General features: G+C 62.2%; 17 protein-coding genes and 1 tRNA gene. 6 read left to right on the forward strand and 12 right to left on the reverse strand.

The window, feature by feature from the left end:
* Positions 1-8: 8 nt before the first annotated feature.
* Together IBX54_RS06570 and IBX54_RS06575 are read right to left on the reverse strand one after the other, a co-directional pair.
* The gene (locus IBX54_RS06570) at positions 9-1043 is read right to left on the reverse strand and encodes a microcin C ABC transporter permease YejB (RefSeq protein ID WP_296541866.1); all 1035 of its coding nucleotides are present in this window, start codon (positions 1041-1043) and stop codon (positions 9-11) included.
* A gap of 144 nt (positions 1044-1187) precedes the next feature.
* The gene (locus IBX54_RS06575; protein WP_296541867.1) at positions 1188-2984 is read right to left on the reverse strand and encodes an extracellular solute-binding protein; all 1797 of its coding nucleotides are present in this window, start codon (positions 2982-2984) and stop codon (positions 1188-1190) included.
* Between the two features lie 38 nt (positions 2985-3022).
* On the opposite strand from IBX54_RS06575, the gene fabI reads away from it, so the two are divergent.
* Positions 3023-3808 (forward strand): enoyl-ACP reductase FabI, encoded by a 786-nt coding sequence (gene fabI, locus IBX54_RS06580; RefSeq protein ID WP_296541868.1) that lies wholly within the window; start codon positions 3023-3025, stop codon positions 3806-3808.
* 71 nt (positions 3809-3879) lie between these two features.
* On the opposite strand, the gene IBX54_RS06585 is transcribed toward fabI, so the two are convergent.
* The 3 genes from IBX54_RS06585 to IBX54_RS06595 form a co-directional block, all read right to left on the reverse strand.
* Positions 3880-3956: transfer RNA gene (locus tag IBX54_RS06585), tRNA-Arg, on the reverse strand.
* A 135-nt stretch (positions 3957-4091) separates the two neighbouring features.
* Complete coding sequence (locus IBX54_RS06590) at positions 4092-5282, reverse strand: fatty acid desaturase (protein WP_296541869.1); 1191 nt, start codon at positions 5280-5282, stop codon at positions 4092-4094.
* 21 nt (positions 5283-5303) lie between these two features.
* Positions 5304-6575, reverse strand: coding sequence for an RsmB/NOP family class I SAM-dependent RNA methyltransferase (locus IBX54_RS06595; protein ID WP_296541870.1), 1272 nt, complete (start codon positions 6573-6575; stop codon positions 5304-5306).
* 218 nt (positions 6576-6793) lie between these two features.
* On the opposite strand from IBX54_RS06595, the gene IBX54_RS06600 reads away from it, so the two are divergent.
* From IBX54_RS06600 to IBX54_RS06615, 4 genes are read left to right on the forward strand one after another with little or no spacing between them, the layout of a single operon-like run.
* Complete coding sequence (locus tag IBX54_RS06600) at positions 6794-8113, forward strand: efflux transporter outer membrane subunit (protein ID WP_296541871.1); 1320 nt, start codon at positions 6794-6796, stop codon at positions 8111-8113.
* 22 nt (positions 8114-8135) lie between these two features.
* A complete protein-coding gene (locus tag IBX54_RS06605; RefSeq protein ID WP_296541872.1) occupies positions 8136-9452 on the forward strand; it encodes an efflux RND transporter periplasmic adaptor subunit in 1317 nt (438 codons plus the stop codon).
* The gene (locus IBX54_RS06610; protein WP_296541873.1) at positions 9449-10192 is read left to right on the forward strand and encodes an ABC transporter ATP-binding protein; all 744 of its coding nucleotides are present in this window, start codon (positions 9449-9451) and stop codon (positions 10190-10192) included. The genes IBX54_RS06605 and IBX54_RS06610 overlap by 4 nt, the downstream gene beginning before the upstream one ends.
* A 1-nt stretch (position 10193) precedes the next feature.
* Positions 10194-11396: an ABC transporter permease gene (locus IBX54_RS06615; protein WP_296541874.1), complete on the forward strand. Its 1203-nt coding sequence runs from the start codon at positions 10194-10196 to the stop codon at positions 11394-11396.
* Between the two features lie 22 nt (positions 11397-11418).
* Here IBX54_RS06615 and purN read toward each other — a convergent pair whose 3' ends face one another.
* Positions 11419-12012: a phosphoribosylglycinamide formyltransferase gene (purN, locus tag IBX54_RS06620; RefSeq protein ID WP_296541875.1), complete on the reverse strand. Its 594-nt coding sequence runs from the start codon at positions 12010-12012 to the stop codon at positions 11419-11421.
* Positions 12013-12025: 13 nt separating this feature from the next.
* Here purN and IBX54_RS06625 point away from each other — a divergent pair, with 13 nt between their 5' ends.
* Positions 12026-12703 carry a YceH family protein gene (locus IBX54_RS06625; protein WP_296541876.1) on the forward strand — a complete coding sequence of 226 codons (678 nt, stop codon included), beginning with the start codon at positions 12026-12028 and terminating at the stop codon, positions 12701-12703.
* Here the strand turns inward: IBX54_RS06625 and IBX54_RS06630 are convergent.
* The 6 genes from IBX54_RS06630 to IBX54_RS06655 form a co-directional block, all read right to left on the reverse strand.
* Positions 12700-13047, reverse strand: a complete 348-nt coding sequence (locus IBX54_RS06630) for a type II toxin-antitoxin system PemK/MazF family toxin (RefSeq protein ID WP_296541877.1) — start codon at positions 13045-13047, stop codon at positions 12700-12702. The genes IBX54_RS06625 and IBX54_RS06630 overlap by 4 nt on opposite strands.
* On the reverse strand, positions 13041-13307 hold the full coding sequence (locus tag IBX54_RS06635; RefSeq protein WP_296541878.1) for an AbrB/MazE/SpoVT family DNA-binding domain-containing protein: 267 nt from the start codon (positions 13305-13307) through the stop codon (positions 13041-13043). Before IBX54_RS06635 ends, IBX54_RS06630 begins: the two co-directional genes overlap by 7 nt.
* A gap of 132 nt (positions 13308-13439) precedes the next feature.
* Complete coding sequence (locus IBX54_RS06640) at positions 13440-13949, reverse strand: DUF1566 domain-containing protein (RefSeq protein ID WP_296541879.1); 510 nt, start codon at positions 13947-13949, stop codon at positions 13440-13442.
* Positions 13946-14722: an RNA-directed DNA polymerase gene (locus tag IBX54_RS06645; protein ID WP_296541880.1), complete on the reverse strand. Its 777-nt coding sequence runs from the start codon at positions 14720-14722 to the stop codon at positions 13946-13948. Before IBX54_RS06645 ends, IBX54_RS06640 begins: the two co-directional genes overlap by 4 nt.
* A gap of 58 nt (positions 14723-14780) precedes the next feature.
* Entirely contained in the window at positions 14781-15575 is a 795-nt protein-coding gene (locus IBX54_RS06650) for an SDR family oxidoreductase (protein ID WP_296541881.1), read from the reverse strand.
* 84 nt (positions 15576-15659) lie between these two features.
* Positions 15660-16123 (reverse strand): ATPase, T2SS/T4P/T4SS family (locus IBX54_RS06655; protein ID WP_296541882.1); only part of this gene is annotated, 464 nt, incomplete at its 5' end.

Consider the following 16123-nt stretch of genomic DNA (forward strand, 5'->3'; position numbering starts at 1 on the left):
CAGGGGGTTTAGTCAAACTTGACACGCGGGTCCACCCAGACATAAGACAAATCTGAAATCAGCTTGGTCACCAGGCCAATCAGGGTAAAGAAATACAGCGTGCCCAACACCACCGGGTAGTCGCGCCGAATCACACTCTCGTAGCTCAGCAGGCCCAGACCGTCGAGTGAAAACAGCGTTTCAATCAGCAGCGAGCCGGTAAAAAACGCGCCGATGAACGCCGCCGGAAAACCGGTGATGATGGGAATCAGCGCGTTGCGAAACACATGACCCCACAGCACCTGGCGCTCGTCGAGGCCCTTGGCGCGCGCGGTGACCACATATTGTTTGCGGATTTCCTCCAGAAAGGCATTTTTGGTCAGCATGGTGGTCACGGCAAAACTGCCCAGCACCATCGCCGTCACAGGCATGGCGATGTGCCACAGGTAGTCCACCACGCGCGCGCCCCAGCTCAGCTCGTCCCAATTGCTGCTGGTCAGACCGCGCAGCGGGAACCACTGCAACTGGCCACCAAAAATCACCAGCAGCGCCACACCCAGCACAAAGCCCGGAATGGCGTAACCCAGCAACACCAGCAGCGTGGTGACAAAGTCAAACCGCGAGCCGGCGCGCACCGCCTTGGCCACGCCCAGCGGCACGGCAATCAGGTAGCTGATAAAAAACGTCCACAGCCCCAGGCTGATCGACACCGGCAACTTTTCCCAAATCAGTTCAGAAACACTTTTGTTCTGAAAAAAACTCCTGCCCAGATCAAAACGGGCAAACTGGCCCAGCATTTGAAAGAACCGCTCATGCGCGGGTTTGTCAAAACCATACAAGGCCTTGATCTGTTCGATGCGTTTGGGGTCCACCCCCTGCGCGCCCCGGTAACTCAAGCCACCGCTCTCGGCCGCCGCGCCTTTGCCGGTGCCCGCCTTGGCCTCGGCCAGATACTGCTCCACCGGGCCACCCGGCACAAACTGGATCACAACAAAGGTCAGCAGCAACACGCCGAACAGCGTGGGAACCATCAGCAACAGGCGTTTCAAGATATAGCTAAACATCGCGCAAACACCCCTTTAAAAAAGATGCGGGGGCTGCCATGCACCAGCTCAGAACACCGTGGAACCGGCTTTGCCACGCCACCGGTGTTGCCCCCTTGAGGGGGAAAGGTGCTACACGAAGCGAGCCTCCGACAGGGCTGTTCATTATTTGGCCCACCAGGTGTCGATGGCCCAGCCCTCACCCTGCGAATACGGCGGCATGGCAGCGGGCTGGTCGAGTCGCCAGTTGTTGTAAACGATGCGGTGCGTTGGCGCCGACCACTGCGGAATCAGCACGTGGCTGTGCGCGATCACGCGTTCCAGCGCGCGGCAGGCGGGTACCAGTTCGGCCTTGGACGTGGCACCGGTCATGGCGTTGATCAGGGCATCAACCGCAGCATTCTTGACACCCGCCATATTGCCGGAATCTTCCTGATCAGCCGCCTGGGAACCAAACAGATCGGCGTATTCCTGGCCCGGGTTATGGGTGCCGCCATAGGCCAGCGAGGTGATGTCAAACTCGAATTTTTGCAGGCGCTGCTGGTACAGGGCAAAGTCCACCGGGCGAAAGTTCAACGTGATGCCGAGTTTTTCGAGGTTGCGCGCCCAGGGCGTGACCACCCGCGCGCTGCCTTCGTTGCTGTCGAGGTACTCGATCTCGAACGCCTGGCCCGCCGCGTTGCGCAACTTGCCGTCGCGCACCTGCCAGCCTGCCGCGTTCAACAAGGCCTGCGCCTGGCGCAAGTTGGCTCGCAGTGAGGACGGTGCATCAGTGCGCGGCGGCTGCGTCATGGGGCCAAAAACCTCCGGCGGCACCGCGCTGCGCCACGGTGCCAGCAAAGCCAGCTCCTGGGGTGACGGCAAGCCGGTGGCCTGGCAATCAGTGTTGCCAAACAAGCCGTTGACGCGCTGGTAGGCGTTGTAAAACAGCTGCCGATTCAGCCACTCGTAGTCCAGCGCCAGACCCAGCGCCTGGCGCACGCGCACATCATTGAACCATTCGCGCCGCGTGTTGAGCACATAGCTTTGAAAACCGGTGGGCAGGCGGTGCTGGTATTCGCGCTTGACCAGCTCACCCGAATCAAAGCGCTTGCCGTTGACGCGGCGCGCCCAGTCGCCGGCTGAAAAGAAACGCATCAAGTCAAACTCGCCGGCCTTGAGGGCTTCCAGGCGCGCCGTGCCGTCTTTGTAAATTTTCACGGTAATGCGGTCGAAGTTGGCCGTCCCGCGACGCACGTTCAGGTCTTTGGCCCAGTACTCGGGGTCGCGCAGATAGGTGATGTCCTTGCCAAAGCGCACCGGGCCGATTTTGTAGGGGCCGCTGCCAATCGGCACATCGGTGACGATCTGGTCAAACGGTTTGGGCTTGCCGCCCTCGGCACCCCAGGCGCGACTGAACACCGGTAAACCGCCGACCGTCAGCGGCAGCTCGCGGTTGGGCTTCCTGAAGCGGTAGCGCACGGTGCGGTCGTCGAGCACGTCCAGGCCCGCCACGTCAAACAGCACGGTCTTGTAGGCTGGCGAGGTGAAGGGTCCCATCAGCATGTCAAAGCTGTATTTCACATCTTGCGCCAGTACCGCATCGCCGTTGTGAAACCGCGCCTCGGGTCGTAACATGAAGGTGGCGCTCAGGCCGTCCGCTGCCACCGTCACATGCTGCGCCAGCAAACCGTAACCTGATGCCGTTTCGTCCAGCGAACCGGTCAGCAAAGTGTCGAACATCAGGTCAGCCAGATAAGCCGGGGCCGAGCCCTTGATGGTGAACGGGTTGTATTTGTCGAAGGTCGAGACCCGCAGGTTGCTCACCAAGCGCAGTTCGCCGCCTTTAGGAGCGGCAGGGTTGACGTAGTCAAAGTGCGCAAAATGGGCCGGGTATTTGAGGTCGCCCCAGAGCGCGTAGCCGTGCGCAGCCCACAAAGGAGACGCCCAACTCAGGCAAATCAAAAAAAACAGGCGGCGCATGCGACAATTCTGCATTAAATTGAAAAGCAGAGGCTACTATGGGTTTCCTGACAGGCAAAAAATTTCTGATCACCGGTGTCTTGTCCAATCGCTCGATTGCCTACGGCATTGCCAAGGCCTGCCACGCGCAGGGCGCCGAACTGGCATTTAGCTATGTGGGCGAGCGTTTCAAGGAGCGCATCACCGAATTCGCCGCCGACTTCAACTCGACGCTGATTTTTGATTGCGACGTGGGTTCTGACGAGCAAATTGACAGTTTGTTCAAGGATTTGTCAAAAACCTGGCCCACTTTTGACGGCTTTGTGCACAGCATTGGTTTTGCCCCGCGTGAGGCCATTGCCGGCAATTTTCTGGATGGCCTGACGCGCGAAAACTTCCGCATTGCGCACGACATCAGCGCCTACAGCTTTCCCGCCATGGCCAAGGCGGCCTTGCCTTATTTGAACCCAACGGCATCGCTGCTGACGCTGACCTACCTGGGTGGCGTGCGCGTGGTGCCCAGCTACAACACCATGGGTCTGGCCAAGGCCTCGCTGGAGTCTTCCGTGCGTTACCTGGCCGACGCCGTGGGCGCCAAGGGCATTCGCGTCAACGGCATCAGCGCTGGTGCCATCAAGACGCTGGCGGCCAGCGGCATCAAGGATTTCGGCAAGCTGCTGGGCATTTCGGCGGCGGCATCGCCATTAAAACGCAATGTCACCATCGACGAAGTCGGCAACGTGGCAGCGTTCCTGCTCAGCGACCTGGCCTCGGGCATGACCGGCCAGATCACCTACGTCGATGCCGGTGTGAGCCAGACTGCCGTGGCCGTGCTGGAGGCATGAAAAAGCGGCAAAACTGCACGACCACCGTCATGCCAAGGATCAAAGGCAGGCGCATCAGCCTGCCTTTTTGATGGCCAGCCAGGAGGGACTCGAACCCCCTACCCCGAACTTAGAAGGTTCGTGCTCTATCCTGATGAGCTACTGGCTGATGGGAATGGAAACGGCTCAAGGGCTTGGTTACACCACGTGACGCAAGCAATCAACGCATTGCGAGTTGTCTGGCTGCCGCTTGAAGAACCGTCATGATAACGCGACTTGCGCGGCGCCACACTGCCACCCGCACTCAGGCACGGGCAGCGCGCAGCCTCCGGGAAAACTCTTCAAGGACAGCAATGCCGCTGGCCTCGGCGCGCAGGCACCAGGCCTGCAAATCTGCTGCCAACTGCTCGCGCGTGTGCGACCGGTTGAGCCACAGTTGGCGCAGCTCTTCGCGCATCAACACCATTTTGTCGAGCACGGGTGACGCAGCGCGCACCATGGCCAGTTGGGTAGCCACTGAGGCGGGCACCTTCTCGGTGTCGCGGTGCAGCCAGCTTTTGGCTGCCCTGAGCATGGAAGCATCCGGACGGCGGGCTTTCAGGGCGCTCAATTCATCGTTAAAAGCCTGGCGCATGCCGCGGGCGTAAGTGGCCATCAATTCGTAGCGGTTTTGAATCAGGGCTTCCAAGGTTTGCTCGTCGGCCACCGGGCGCACAGCACCCAGGGCCAGCCGTGGCGGTATTTTTTTGACTCGCGCCAAACCCACGCACTGCAGCACACTGATGTACATCCAGCCAATGTCAAATTCATAGGGCTTGACCGACAACTTGGCCGAGGTGGGATAAGTGTGGTGGTTGTTGTGCAGCTCTTCGCCCGCAATCAAAATGCCCCAGGGCGAGATGTTGGTGCTGGCATCGGGCGCCTCAAAGTTGCGGTAGCCCCAGTAATGCGCTGCACCGTTGACAATGCCGGCCGCCATCACCGGCGTCCAGGCCATTTGCACCGCCCACACGGCCAAACCGGCGGCACCAAACAGCGCCAGGTCAAGCGCCAGCATGAGCGCCACACCGGCAAAAGAAAACCGCGTGTAGAGATTGCGCTCGAGCCAGTCATTGGGCGTGCCGTGGCCAAAACGCACCATGGTCTCCTTGTTTTGCGCCTCTTTGCGGTACAACTCGTAGCCCTGCAGCAACACCGTCTTGATGCCGTACACATGCGGGCTGTGCGGGTCATCGGGCTGCTCGCATTTGGCGTGATGCTTGCGGTGGATGGAAGCCCACTCCTTGGTCACCTGGCCGGTGGTGAGCCACAGCCAGAAGCGAAAGAAATGCGATGCAATGGGGTGCAGGTCCAGCGCCCGATGCGCCTGGTGACGGTGCAGAAAAATAGTGACGCTGATCATGGTGATGTGGGTCATGACCAAGGTAAACAGCACGATTTGCCAAGTGCTCAAGTGCCAAAAGCCGTTGGCACCCCATTCCAGCAATGAAGTCATTGATTTGTCTCTCAAATAATTTTATTGACGCTGCCAGACGGCAGCAAAAAAGCCATCGGTTTGATGCCGATGCGGCCAAAGCCGTAAAAAACGCTGCTGATTGTCGCCGCCGCTGCACAAAGTAGCCGCGTTGTCCACTTTAAGCCCCACAAGAATCTGGCCAACATCCGTCGGCACAAAGTCGGGATTAGCTTCAGAAAAGGCGAGCGCAACGGCTTCGTTTTCCTGCGGCAGCACGCTGCAGGTGGCATACACCAGGCGCCCGCCCGGTTTCACCAGCCGCGCCGCACTCTGCAAAATGGCGGCTTGCAGCACAGCCATTTCATCCACGGCCTGCTGGTTTTGCCGCCATTTCAAATCCGGATTGCGGCGCAAAGTGCCCATGCCGGTGCAAGGCGCATCCACCAGCACGCGGTCAATCTTGCCGCGCAGGCGCTTGACGCGGTCATCGCGCTCATGGGCTATTGCCGCAGGGTGCACATTGGACAAGCCGCTGCGCGCCAGCCGCGACTTGAACGCATCGAGTCGGCCGGCCGAGGTGTCAAACGCATAGAGCCGCCCGGTGCTGCGCATGGCCGCACCGATGGCCAGCGTCTTGCCACCGGCCCCGGCGCAAAAATCGACCACCATCTCGCCGCGTTTGGCGTCGAGCAACATGGCCAGCAATTGCGAGCCTTCGTCCTGCACCTCGAAGTCGCCGCGCTTGAAAGCCTCCAGCTTGTTGAGCGCCGGTTTGCCGGCAATGCGCAAGCCCCAGGGCGAATACGGTGTCGGCACCGCCCTGATGCCCAAACCAGCGAGCTCTTTTTGCACGTCGGCGCGCTTGGCCTTGAAGGTGTTGACACGCAAATCCAGCCCGGCACCCTTGTTAAAGCTCTCCACCAGCGGCCAGAACTCGTCGCCCAGTTGGTCCTTGAGCGGCTGCACCAACCAATCGGGCAGGTTGTGCCGGTGGCGCTCCATCAGGTCATCAATCTTGATTTTTTCGCACTGGTCGAGCCAGTTGATTTCTTGCTCGTTGAGGGCACTGCGCAAGAAGTCGCCGGGGCCGTAAAACCCCAAAATTGCCAGGCGGCGCTCCTTGGGGCCGCTGCCCGATGGTGCAAAATGCTCGAAAAGCTGCTTTTTGCGCAGCACGGTATAGACCGTCTCGGCCAGGGTGGCACGCTCACGCGGCCCAAAGCCACGGTGATCGCGAAAAAACCGCGACACAATGGCATCTGCCGGGTGGTCAAATTTGAGGGTCAGGCGAACCAGTTCGGAACAGGCTTCAAGGAGGGCTTTTGGATGCATAGGGTGGCGATTGTCCCACGGGAACTTCAAGCAGCTTTACTGCTCGGATACCGGGCTGGCAAAATGAAATTGCCCAATTTTGTTGCCTTGCCCCTGCCCCTGCGCCATCATCCATAACGAACCGCAGTCAAGCATCCACAATCAAGATGATCTCGTCCCCCAAACACCCCCAGTCCGGGCCAGTCCCGGCGTGCAGGCGTGCGCGCCTGGCATGCACCGTGGCGCTGTCGCTGACCCTGCTGCTGGGCGGCTGCGCCAGCTGGTTCGAGTACGAAGAAACCCCCGACCCCAATACCAATCAGGCGCTTAACCACGCCATCTGGTGGAACGACTTTCACGACCCCTTGCTGGCCGACCTGATTGACCGGGCCATGCGCGCCAACCCCACCATTATTTCAGCGCAAGCCGCCCTGCAACAGGCGCGCGCGCTGCGCGATGTCAGTCTGGCCGCCAACCGGCCCAATCTGACCGTATCGGGCTCGGTGCAGCGCAACACCTCGGAGGGCGGCCCGTCCAGCGTCAACTTCAGAGGGAGGCTGGACGCCAGCTGGGAGCTCGACGTGTTTGGTGCCAACCGCAGCGCGGTCGCCAACAGTGAAGCCGAGATGCAGGCCGCCATCGCCAATTTGCGCGATGTGCAGCTGAGCATGACCGCTGAAGTGGCGCTGGCCTACATCCAGTTATGCAGCTTGCAAGCCCAACTCGACATTGCTCAAGACAACCTGAGCAGCCAGCAGGAGACCCTGCAAATCACCCGTTGGCGCGCCCAGGCGGGGCTGGTCACCTCACTCGAAGTGGCGCAGGCCGAAACCGCCGAGGCCCAGGCGGCGGCACAAATTCCGACGCTGCAAAGCAACCTGAACCAGACCCGGCACAGCCTGGCCGTGCTCACCGGTCAAACCCCCAATGAACTCGAAACTGTATTGCACGCGGTTGGGCCGATTCCGCAGATCGACGCGCAAGTGGCCAACGTCATTCCGGCAGACAGTCTGCGCCAGCGCGCCGACGTGCGCGCGGCCGAGGCGCGCATCACCGCGTCAATAGCCTCCGTCGATGAGGCCCGCAAATCACGCCTGCCCAGGTTCAGACTAGGCGGCTTGCTGGGCCTGACCGCACTCACCCTGACCGGTTTCAGCAACGGTTCGGCGCTGGCCACGCAGATTCTTGGCAGCGCGGCCATGCCGATTCTGGATGGTGGTGCATCCAAGGCCCGGGTGCGGGTCCAGCAAGCAGCGCTGGAGCAGACGCGCGCCGCCTATCAAAAGACCCTGCTGAATGCCCTCAAGGAAGTGGAAGATGCCCTGATTGCCCTGCACTATGACCGCGAACGACTGGGCCACCTGCAGCAGGCCGCCAGTTCGGCCGACAACGCCGCGCTGCTGGCGCAAAACCGGTACCACAGCGGTCTGACTGATTACCAGACCGTGCTGCATACCCAGCGCACACTGCTTGGCACCCAGGTCAGCGTGGCCAACCTGCAAGCCGACCTCAGCAGCGGCCATGTGCGTCTGATCAAAGCCATGGGCGGCGGCTGGTAACGAACACATCGATGAGCACCGTATGACCGAACCTTCTCAAAAAATCCCTCAAGCCGCCAGCCCGCAAACCAAAGACCTGCAGGCGCTGCTGCGCGAGCCAGCCAAGGCGCCCTGGTGGCGCCGCCGCGCCCTGTGGGTGGGCTTGCTGCTGGTGCTTGCTGGCACTGCTGGCACCTATTACTGGCAACAAAGCCAGCAAAGCAAGGCCGCGCCCAGCTATGTCACAGAGTCCGCCAGCAAGGGCGACCTGACGCTCACCGTCACCGCCAACGGCACGCTGCAACCCACGCGCTCGGTCAACATCGGCAGCGAGCTCTCGGGCACCGTGCTGCGCGTGCTGGTCGATGTGAACGACCGGGTCAAACGCGGCCAGGTGCTGGTGGAACTCGATACAGCCAAGCTCAATGACCAGGTGCTGCGCGCCAAGGCGGCGCTGGCCAGCGCCCAGGCGCAGTTGGCGCAGGCGACAGCCACCGTCAAGGAAAGCAGCGCCAGCCTGGCCCGGCTCGAAGAAGTGGCCCGCTTGTCGGATGGGAAAGTCCCCTCCAAGACCGAACTCGACAGCGCCCGCGCCGCCCATGAGCGCGCCCTCGCCGCCGAGGCCAGCGCCCGCGCCAATGTGGATGCAGCGCGTGCGGCGCTCGCCACCGACGAAACCAACCGTTCCAAAGCGTCGATCCGCTCGCCCACCGATGGCGTGGTGCTGACGCGCTCGGTCGATCCGGGCAACGCGGTGGCGGCTTCGCTGCAGGCGGTCACACTCTTCACCGTGGCCGAAGACCTGCGCCAGATGCGCCTGCAGGTCAACGTGGACGAAGCAGATGTGGGCCGCGTCAAGGTCGGCCAGCCCGCCAGCTTTACCGTCAGCGCCTTTCCCGGCCGGCGCTTTCCGGCAAAAATCACCCGGGTCGCCTATGGCTCGACCATCACCGACAACGTGGTCACCTACCAGACCCTGCTCGATGTCAAGAATGACGACCTGAGCCTGCGCCCCGGCATGACCGCCACCGCCACCATCACCGCCGTCGAGCTCAAAGACGTGCTGCTGGTGCCCAACACCGCGCTGCGCTTCACGCCACAAAACGGTGCCACCCAGGCCAAACAGGGCAGCAACATCATGTCCACCGTGCTGCCGCGCCTGCCGCGCACCGGTGCCCGCAAAGCGGCCACGGGCGGTACCGCCAGGCAGGTCTGGGTGCTGCGTGACGGCGCACCAGTGGCCGTCAACGTCACGCCCGGCATCAGCGACGGCCGCATGACCGAGATCACCGGCGGTGACTTGACCGAGGGCATGGCCGTCATCACCGACCAGCGCGCAAGCGCTGCCGGCAAGCCATGAACGACCTGCCCCTGATCGAGCTCAGAGCCGTCACCAAAACCTACGGCCAGGGCACCACCGCTTTGCAGGCGCTCAAGGGTGTCGATCTGGCCATCGAGGCGGGTGATTTTGTCGCCATCATGGGCCCCAGCGGCTCGGGCAAATCCACCGCCATGAACGTGCTGGGTTGCCTGGACACGCCCACCAGCGGCGAATACCTTTTTAACGGCGTGCATGTGGAAGCCCTGAGCCGCGACCAGCGCGCCCTGCTGCGCCGGCGCTATCTGGGTTTTGTCTTTCAGGGTTTCAACCTGCTGGCGCGCACCAGCGCGCAGGAAAACGTCGAACTGCCGCTGCTGTACCGTGGCGAGCCCGCCAAAATGCGCCATGCCGCGGCCAAAAAAGCCCTCGCCTCGGTCGGGCTGGCGGGCTGGGAACACCACACCCCGGCCGAACTCTCGGGCGGTCAGCAGCAGCGCGTGGCGATTGCCCGCGCGCTGGTCACCGAGCCCGCCGTGCTGCTCGCCGACGAGCCAACAGGCAACCTCGACACCCAGCGCAGCCGCGAGATCATGCACCTGCTGTGGCAACTCAACGTGGATCATGGCATCACCGTGCTGATGGTCACGCACGAGGCCGACATGGCGGCCTACGCCAAACGTATCGTGCATTTTGTCGATGGTGTGGTGAGCAGCGACACGCGCAACCCGCATCCGTCTGAGCTCACGCCAGCCGCCCCCACGGCGACAGAGGCCATCTGACATGTGGCTCAGTACCCTGCTGCTCGCCATGCGCTCGATCCGGCGCAACCTGCTGCGCTCGTTTTTGACCATTCTGGGCATCGTGATTGGTGTCAGCGCCGTCATCACCATGGTCACCGTGGGCAACGGCGCCACGCTGGCCATTCAAAACCAGATTTCCGGCTTGGGCACCAACCTGCTGCAAGTACGCCCGGGGCAGCGCATGATGGGTGGCGGTGGCGGCGCCCCCGCTTTCAAGGAAGCCGATGCCGAGGCCATTGCCAGCCAGGTCGGCAGCATTGCGGCGGTGGCTCCCGAGGCACGCAGCGGCGCGGTGCTGGTGCTCGACGGCCGCAACTGGAACAGCAGCATCATTGGCAGCACCAACCAATGGCTGTTCACCGGCAACTGGAAACTGGCCGATGGCCGCCGCTTTAGCGACGACGAGCAGTTGGCCGGCGCGGGCGTCTGCCTGATCGGGGAAACCGTGCGCCGCGAGCTGTTTGGCAACCGGGCGGCGGTGGGCAGCACCATGCGCGTCAAACAGATCAGCTGCGAAGTCATTGGCGTGCTCGCTGCCAAGGGCCAGGGCGCTTTTGGCAACGACCAGGACGACGTGGTGCTGATGCCGCTGCACACGCTGCAGCGCCGCATCACCGGCAACACGCGCGTCAACACGCTGATGGTGTCGATGCAGGACGGCGCCGACCCCGAGCGCGTCAAGGCCGGCATTACCGAACTGCTGCGCGAACGGCGCAAGCTGGCCCAGAACGACGAAAACAACTTCAACGTGCTCGACACCAAGCAGCTCGGCGAAACGCTGTCGGGCACCACCAAGGTCATGACCACGCTGCTCGGTGCGGTGGCGGCGGTGAGTCTGCTGGTGGGCGGCATCGGCATCATGAACATCATGCTGGTGAGCGTGACCGAGCGCACCCGCGAAATCGGCCTGCGCCTGGCCATTGGCGCGCTCGAAGGCGAGGTGCTGCTGCAGTTCTTGATAGAAGCCGTGGTGCTGGCCGCTTTGGGCGGCGTGCTGGGCATCGTACTGGCCAGCGCAGCCTCGATTGGCCTGGCCCGCTTCATGGACGTGCCGTTTGTCTTCAACCCCGGCGTGAACGTGATCGCCTTTGTGTTTTCAGCCGCCATTGGCGTGCTGTTTGGCTACTTCCCGGCGCGCCGTGCCGCCCGGCTTGACCCGATCGAAGCACTGCGCCACGAGTAGCACCCTTTCCTGTCGAGCGATCCTACATTTTTTCAAGCAAGCCGGCCACCGCCTGCGGGTAAATCAAATGCTCCTGCGTCAGTACCCGCGCACTCAGCATGTCTGCCGTGTCGCCAGGCAACACCGGCACCACGGCTTGCGCCAGGATCGGGCCGCAGTCGAGCTCGGCGGTCACCAGGTGCACGGTGGCGCCTGCCACCTGGCAGCCGGTGTCGATGGCGCGCTGGTGCGTATGCAAACCGCTGAACGCGGGCAGCAAGCTGGGGTGGATGTTGACCAAACGCCCGGCGTAGCGCTGCACAAAACCGGGGGTCAGGATGCGCATAAAGCCCGCCAGCAGCACCAGCGCCGGCTGGTCGGGGCTGTCAAACCGGTCAATCAGCTGCGCCAGCGCGGCATCGAAGGCCTCGCGGTTGGGGTAAGCCTTGTGGTCGAGCGCCTCGGTGACAATACCCTGCGCGCTGGCCCAGCGCAGTCCGGCTGCATCGGCCCTGTTGCTGATGACGGCAGCCACCCGGGCGCCATACTTTTGCTGCCAGCCCTCGCGCTGTGCGGTTTTCACAATGGCGGCCATGTTGGTGCCGCTGCCTGAAATCAAAATGACGATATTTTTCATACTTGGCTGAATTATGACTTTGACCCAACCCGATTCCCTGACCCCGTGCCTGACCCTCATCGAGGCCCGTGTACTCGCCACGCTGATGGAAAAAGCCCGCACCGTGCCCGACAGCTACCCGCTGTCGCTCAATTCGCTGATGCTGGGCTGCAACCAGAAAAGCAGCCGCGACCCGGTGATGGACCTGAGCGAGGCCGATGTGGCCAGCGCGCTGGAAAACCTCATGGCGCTGTCGCTGGTGCGCGCCAATGCGTCAGGGCGCGTGACGCGCTACGAACACAACTTCCAGCGCGGCGTGGGGGTGCCCGAGCAGTCGGCTGTGCTGTTGGGCCTGCTGATGCTGCGCGGCCCGCAAACCGCCGCCGAACTGCGCCTGAACACCGAACGCTGGTACAAGTTTGCCGACATTTCCTCGGTCGAAGGTTTTCTGGAAGAGTTGCAGGACCGCTCGCTCGATAAAGGCGGCCCGCTGGTGATCAAGCTGGCGCGTGCCCCCGGTGCCCGCGAGCAGCGCTGGGCGCATTTGCTGTGCGGCCCGGTGGATGAAGCGCAGTTCGCCCAATCAGGCAGCACCCGTGGCGCCGACGGCGCGGCTGGCACGGTGGCACGCATCGAGCAGCTTGAAGCGGAAGTGGCCCGGCTCAAAGCCACAGTGCTGATGCTCTGCACCGAGCTGGGTGTGTCGGCTTAATTCTCGGCGTAAAGCAAGCGAATCACGGCACGCACCTCTGCGGCAGTCACCGCATCAAGCTTGCCCAGGGTCTTGCCCAGGCGTGACTTGCTGAGGGTGCGAATCTGGTCCACCGCCACCTCGGATGGCCGCCCGTCGCAATCGCAAGCTACCCGGCTCGCCCATTGCGGATGCAACTGGCTGGTCAGCGGGCAAACTACCACCGTATCAACGCGTTGGTTCATGGCATCCGGGCTGACCACCAGCACTGGGCGGGTTTTGGCGATCTCGCTGCCGCGTGCTGGGTCCAGATTGGCCCAGTAAAGGCCATAGCGCCGAATGCCGACAGGGCGAGCGCTCACCATTTCAGGGTGGCCAGGCCATCGTCAGCCACGCCATCCCAATCACTCCAGTTTTCTTGCGCCGCCGCCATGTCGGCAAAAGTTTGATCCAGCGACAGCTTGGCGCCGGGTGTGCCGCGCAGCAAAATGCCTTGGGGCAATTCTTCCAGCACCAAAGCGTCTGAAATGCCGTATTTGCGCAGCAGTTCACGCGGCAACCGCACGCCGCGCGAATTACCCACAGCGACCAGCTTGATATCACGGGTGTTTGCAGTGACCAACATACCTCAACCCCAAAATGTAATTACAGTGCTTACGCATTTTAAAGCGTGATTGCAGCATGTCAAACAGCCATACCCCAAAAGGCGCTGCGCGCCCCAAGCACTGACGGGCACGCGCCGCGCAACCACCACCCACTAACGCACCAAGCGAACCCGGTTGAGGTCGCCGCGGTTGCCGTAGCTGATGCCGCCATAGTAGAAAAGGACGAGCCAGGCGTCGGCCGCATCGCCCGCATATGGCGACGCAGACCAGTACCAGCTTGGGGGCGTTGCCGGGAAAGCCGTGACATCAATGGCCGGGTTGCTACGGGTCTTGTCGGTGATGCTGAACAGCTCTTTGACATTGGGCAAACGCCAGCCAGCTTGGGCTTGGGTTTTGGCGTAGCTAAGCGCTGCTTCATGCGTATAAGTGGCCGCCGTGCCGTTGCAGGTGCTGCCATCCCAACTTTGCCCGGCGCTACAGCGTTGCCAGATCAGGCCGGTTTTGCTGTCGGTCACCTCTGCACCATCAGTGGAATAGCTATAGCGCGCTTGTGCCTGCGCGGTGCTGATGCATGCCCCCGCCAGCACCAGGCCAAGCAGATAGCGCCCCAGGGTGGGCATGGATAGATGGCCGTTCAGGCGCTGGGTATTGAGCAGGTTCACAGGTTTTCTCCTTCAGGTTTTAAAAATTGACGCACAGCACGGTGTCGGGCCAGTTGCCAACGCTGCGGGCTCTTCAGGTACAAACTGCCATCCACACCCAGATTGAACAGGTGCTTTAGCCAGGGCATGTGTTCAAACAATTGGCGGCGCAGCCGCACACTTTTGGCATGGGTAAAGTGACCCCAGTAACTGCCCAACAGAGCTTGGAGTTGCGCCACATCGCTAGGGCGCAAACAACGGTGTTGATGTTGTGCGTACCAGTGCTGAAGTTTGTCGCGGCAATGGGTCACCACCCGTGTGCGAATACGGCGGTGCTGGGCAAACACGACGTAGCCCAAAAAGTCGATGCCTTGGGCACAAGCTTGTAAACGCGTATCGTCACGCAGCTTCAGGCGCAAGGTGTTTTGCAAGAAATCGGCTATTTGTGCCTGCCAGGCACGCAGTTGCGCTGGGCTGTCACCCAGCAAAACAAAGTCGTCCACATCGCGCACATAGTGGCGCACTTTCAGGGTGTGTTTGACAAACTGATCCAGTGCATTCAGATACACATTGGCAAAAAACTGGCTGGTCAGGTTGCCCACTGGCAGGCCGCAAGCCGGGGCAGCGTGACACAGCCGTTTATGCGGGGGCAGTTGCTTGGCCGCTGGCGGGTCACGCTCAATCGCAGCGGTGCGCCTGGCCAGAAGCTTGTGGCACAAGCTGCGCAGCGCCAGTGCGTGGTGGGCCGGTAGCTCGCCCCGGCGCTCAAGTTGTGCCAGGCGGGCGCACAACATGGCATACAAGGTGGGGCGCCTTGAAGCCACCGCCACAGCGAGCGACGCTTATTGCACTTCAGAAAGTGCCCGGATAGGCGCCCCCATCGGCCAGCACATTTTGACCTGTCAGGTAGCCGGCCTGCTGGCTGCACAGAAACGCGCAGATAGCACCGAACTCATCGGGCGAGCCAAAGCGTTTCGCCGGAATGGTGTTGCGCCGGGTGGCCGCCACCACATCAACCGCTTGGGCAGTTTTGGCGGCAGCCCCCTGAAAGATCGACTGCAGGCGCTCGGTGTCGAAAGCACCGGGCAACAAGTTGTTGATGGTGACCCCCTTGGCGGCCACACCGCTGCGCGCCAGGCCAGCGACAAAGCCTGTCAAGCCGCTGCGCGCGCCATTGGACAGGCCTAGCGCGTCGATCGGGGCCTTGACCGCGCCGGAAGTGATGTTGACGATGCGGCCAAAGCCGCGCGCCGCCATGCCATCAATCGTGGCCTTGATCAGCGCAATGGGGGTGAGCATGTTGGCATCAAGCGCACGAATCCAGTCGTCGCGCTCAAAATTGCGGAAGTCGCCAGTGGGCGGTCCGCCGGCATTGGTCACCAAAATGTCGAACTCGGCGCGCTGCGCCAGCACCGCCGTGCGGCCTGCCTCGGTGGTGATGTCGGCTGCGACCCATTGCACCGTGGCCCCGGTCTTGCCAGTAGCCAGCGCGCTCAACTGCGCCGCGGCAGCTTGCAGCGCCTCGGCCCCGCGCGCCACCATCAGCACGTTCACGCCCTCCTGCACCAGCGCTTTGGCGCAACCCAGCCCCAAGCCCTTGCTGGCCCCGCACACCAGAGCCCACTTGCCCGCAATACCCAAATCCATGTGTTTCTCCTTGTAAAAATCTTGCCACGACAACTTTCAATCTTCGACGAACGCTACCCTGTGCGTTCGCGTGATGGCAGGCGCTCAAGACAATGGCGGTGTCGATGACAGCACTTCTTCCAGTACCGTCATGCCCTCGGCCACGCGCAGCGCGCCCGCCAGCCTGAGCGGATGCATGCCATCCAGCACGGCCTGGCGCTTGAGCGCATCGCTATTTGGTTCACGGTTGATTTTTTCCTTGAAGGCCTCGCTCACCACCAGCAACTCGTAAAGCCCCATGCGGCCCATGAAGCCGGTCATGCGGCAATCCACGCAGCCCACGGCCTTGTAGGGCTGGTAACTACCGCTGAGCTGCCAGGGCTTGACCACCTCGGCCAAGGTCTCCAGCGTGGCGGCCGGATCGGGCTGCTTGCACTGCGGGCACAGCGTACGCACCAGGCGCTGCGCCAGCACCCCCAGCAGCGTGGCGTTGACCAGATAGGCTGGCACGCCCAGCTCCATCAGCCTGGTGACTGCGCTCGGTGCGTCGTTGGTGTGCAGCGTACTAA

It is taken from the genome of Rhodoferax sp. (assembly GCF_014859475.1).
Classification (GTDB): Bacteria; Pseudomonadota; Gammaproteobacteria; order Burkholderiales; family Burkholderiaceae_C; genus Rhodoferax.

Bases quoted from the DNA above. Each gene is read 5' to 3' on its own strand.
- IBX54_RS06590 (WP_296541869.1), bottom strand. From the start codon at position 5,282: ATGACTTCATTGCTGGAATGGGGTGCCAACGGCTTTTGGCACTTGAGC.
- purN (WP_296541875.1), bottom strand. From the start codon at position 12,012: ATGAAAAATATCGTCATTTTGATTTCAGGCAGCGGCACCAACATGGCC.
- IBX54_RS06605 (WP_296541872.1), top strand. From the start codon at position 8,136: ATGACCGAACCTTCTCAAAAAATCCCTCAAGCCGCCAGCCCGCAAACC.
- fabI (WP_296541868.1), top strand. From the start codon at position 3,023: ATGGGTTTCCTGACAGGCAAAAAATTTCTGATCACCGGTGTCTTGTCC.
- IBX54_RS06570 (WP_296541866.1), bottom strand. From the start codon at position 1,043: ATGTTTAGCTATATCTTGAAACGCCTGTTGCTGATGGTTCCCACGCTG.
- IBX54_RS06615 (WP_296541874.1), top strand. From the start codon at position 10,194: ATGTGGCTCAGTACCCTGCTGCTCGCCATGCGCTCGATCCGGCGCAAC.
- IBX54_RS06645 (WP_296541880.1), bottom strand. From the start codon at position 14,722: ATGTTGTGCGCCCGCCTGGCACAACTTGAGCGCCGGGGCGAGCTACCG.
- IBX54_RS06575 (WP_296541867.1), bottom strand. From the start codon at position 2,984: ATGCGCCGCCTGTTTTTTTTGATTTGCCTGAGTTGGGCGTCTCCTTTG.
- IBX54_RS06650 (WP_296541881.1), bottom strand. From the start codon at position 15,575: ATGGATTTGGGTATTGCGGGCAAGTGGGCTCTGGTGTGCGGGGCCAGC.
- IBX54_RS06630 (WP_296541877.1), bottom strand. From the start codon at position 13,047: ATGGTGAGCGCTCGCCCTGTCGGCATTCGGCGCTATGGCCTTTACTGG.
- IBX54_RS06635 (WP_296541878.1), bottom strand. From the start codon at position 13,307: ATGTTGGTCACTGCAAACACCCGTGATATCAAGCTGGTCGCTGTGGGT.
- IBX54_RS06595 (WP_296541870.1), bottom strand. From the start codon at position 6,575: ATGCATCCAAAAGCCCTCCTTGAAGCCTGTTCCGAACTGGTTCGCCTG.
- IBX54_RS06625 (WP_296541876.1), top strand. From the start codon at position 12,026: ATGACTTTGACCCAACCCGATTCCCTGACCCCGTGCCTGACCCTCATC.
- IBX54_RS06610 (WP_296541873.1), top strand. From the start codon at position 9,449: ATGAACGACCTGCCCCTGATCGAGCTCAGAGCCGTCACCAAAACCTAC.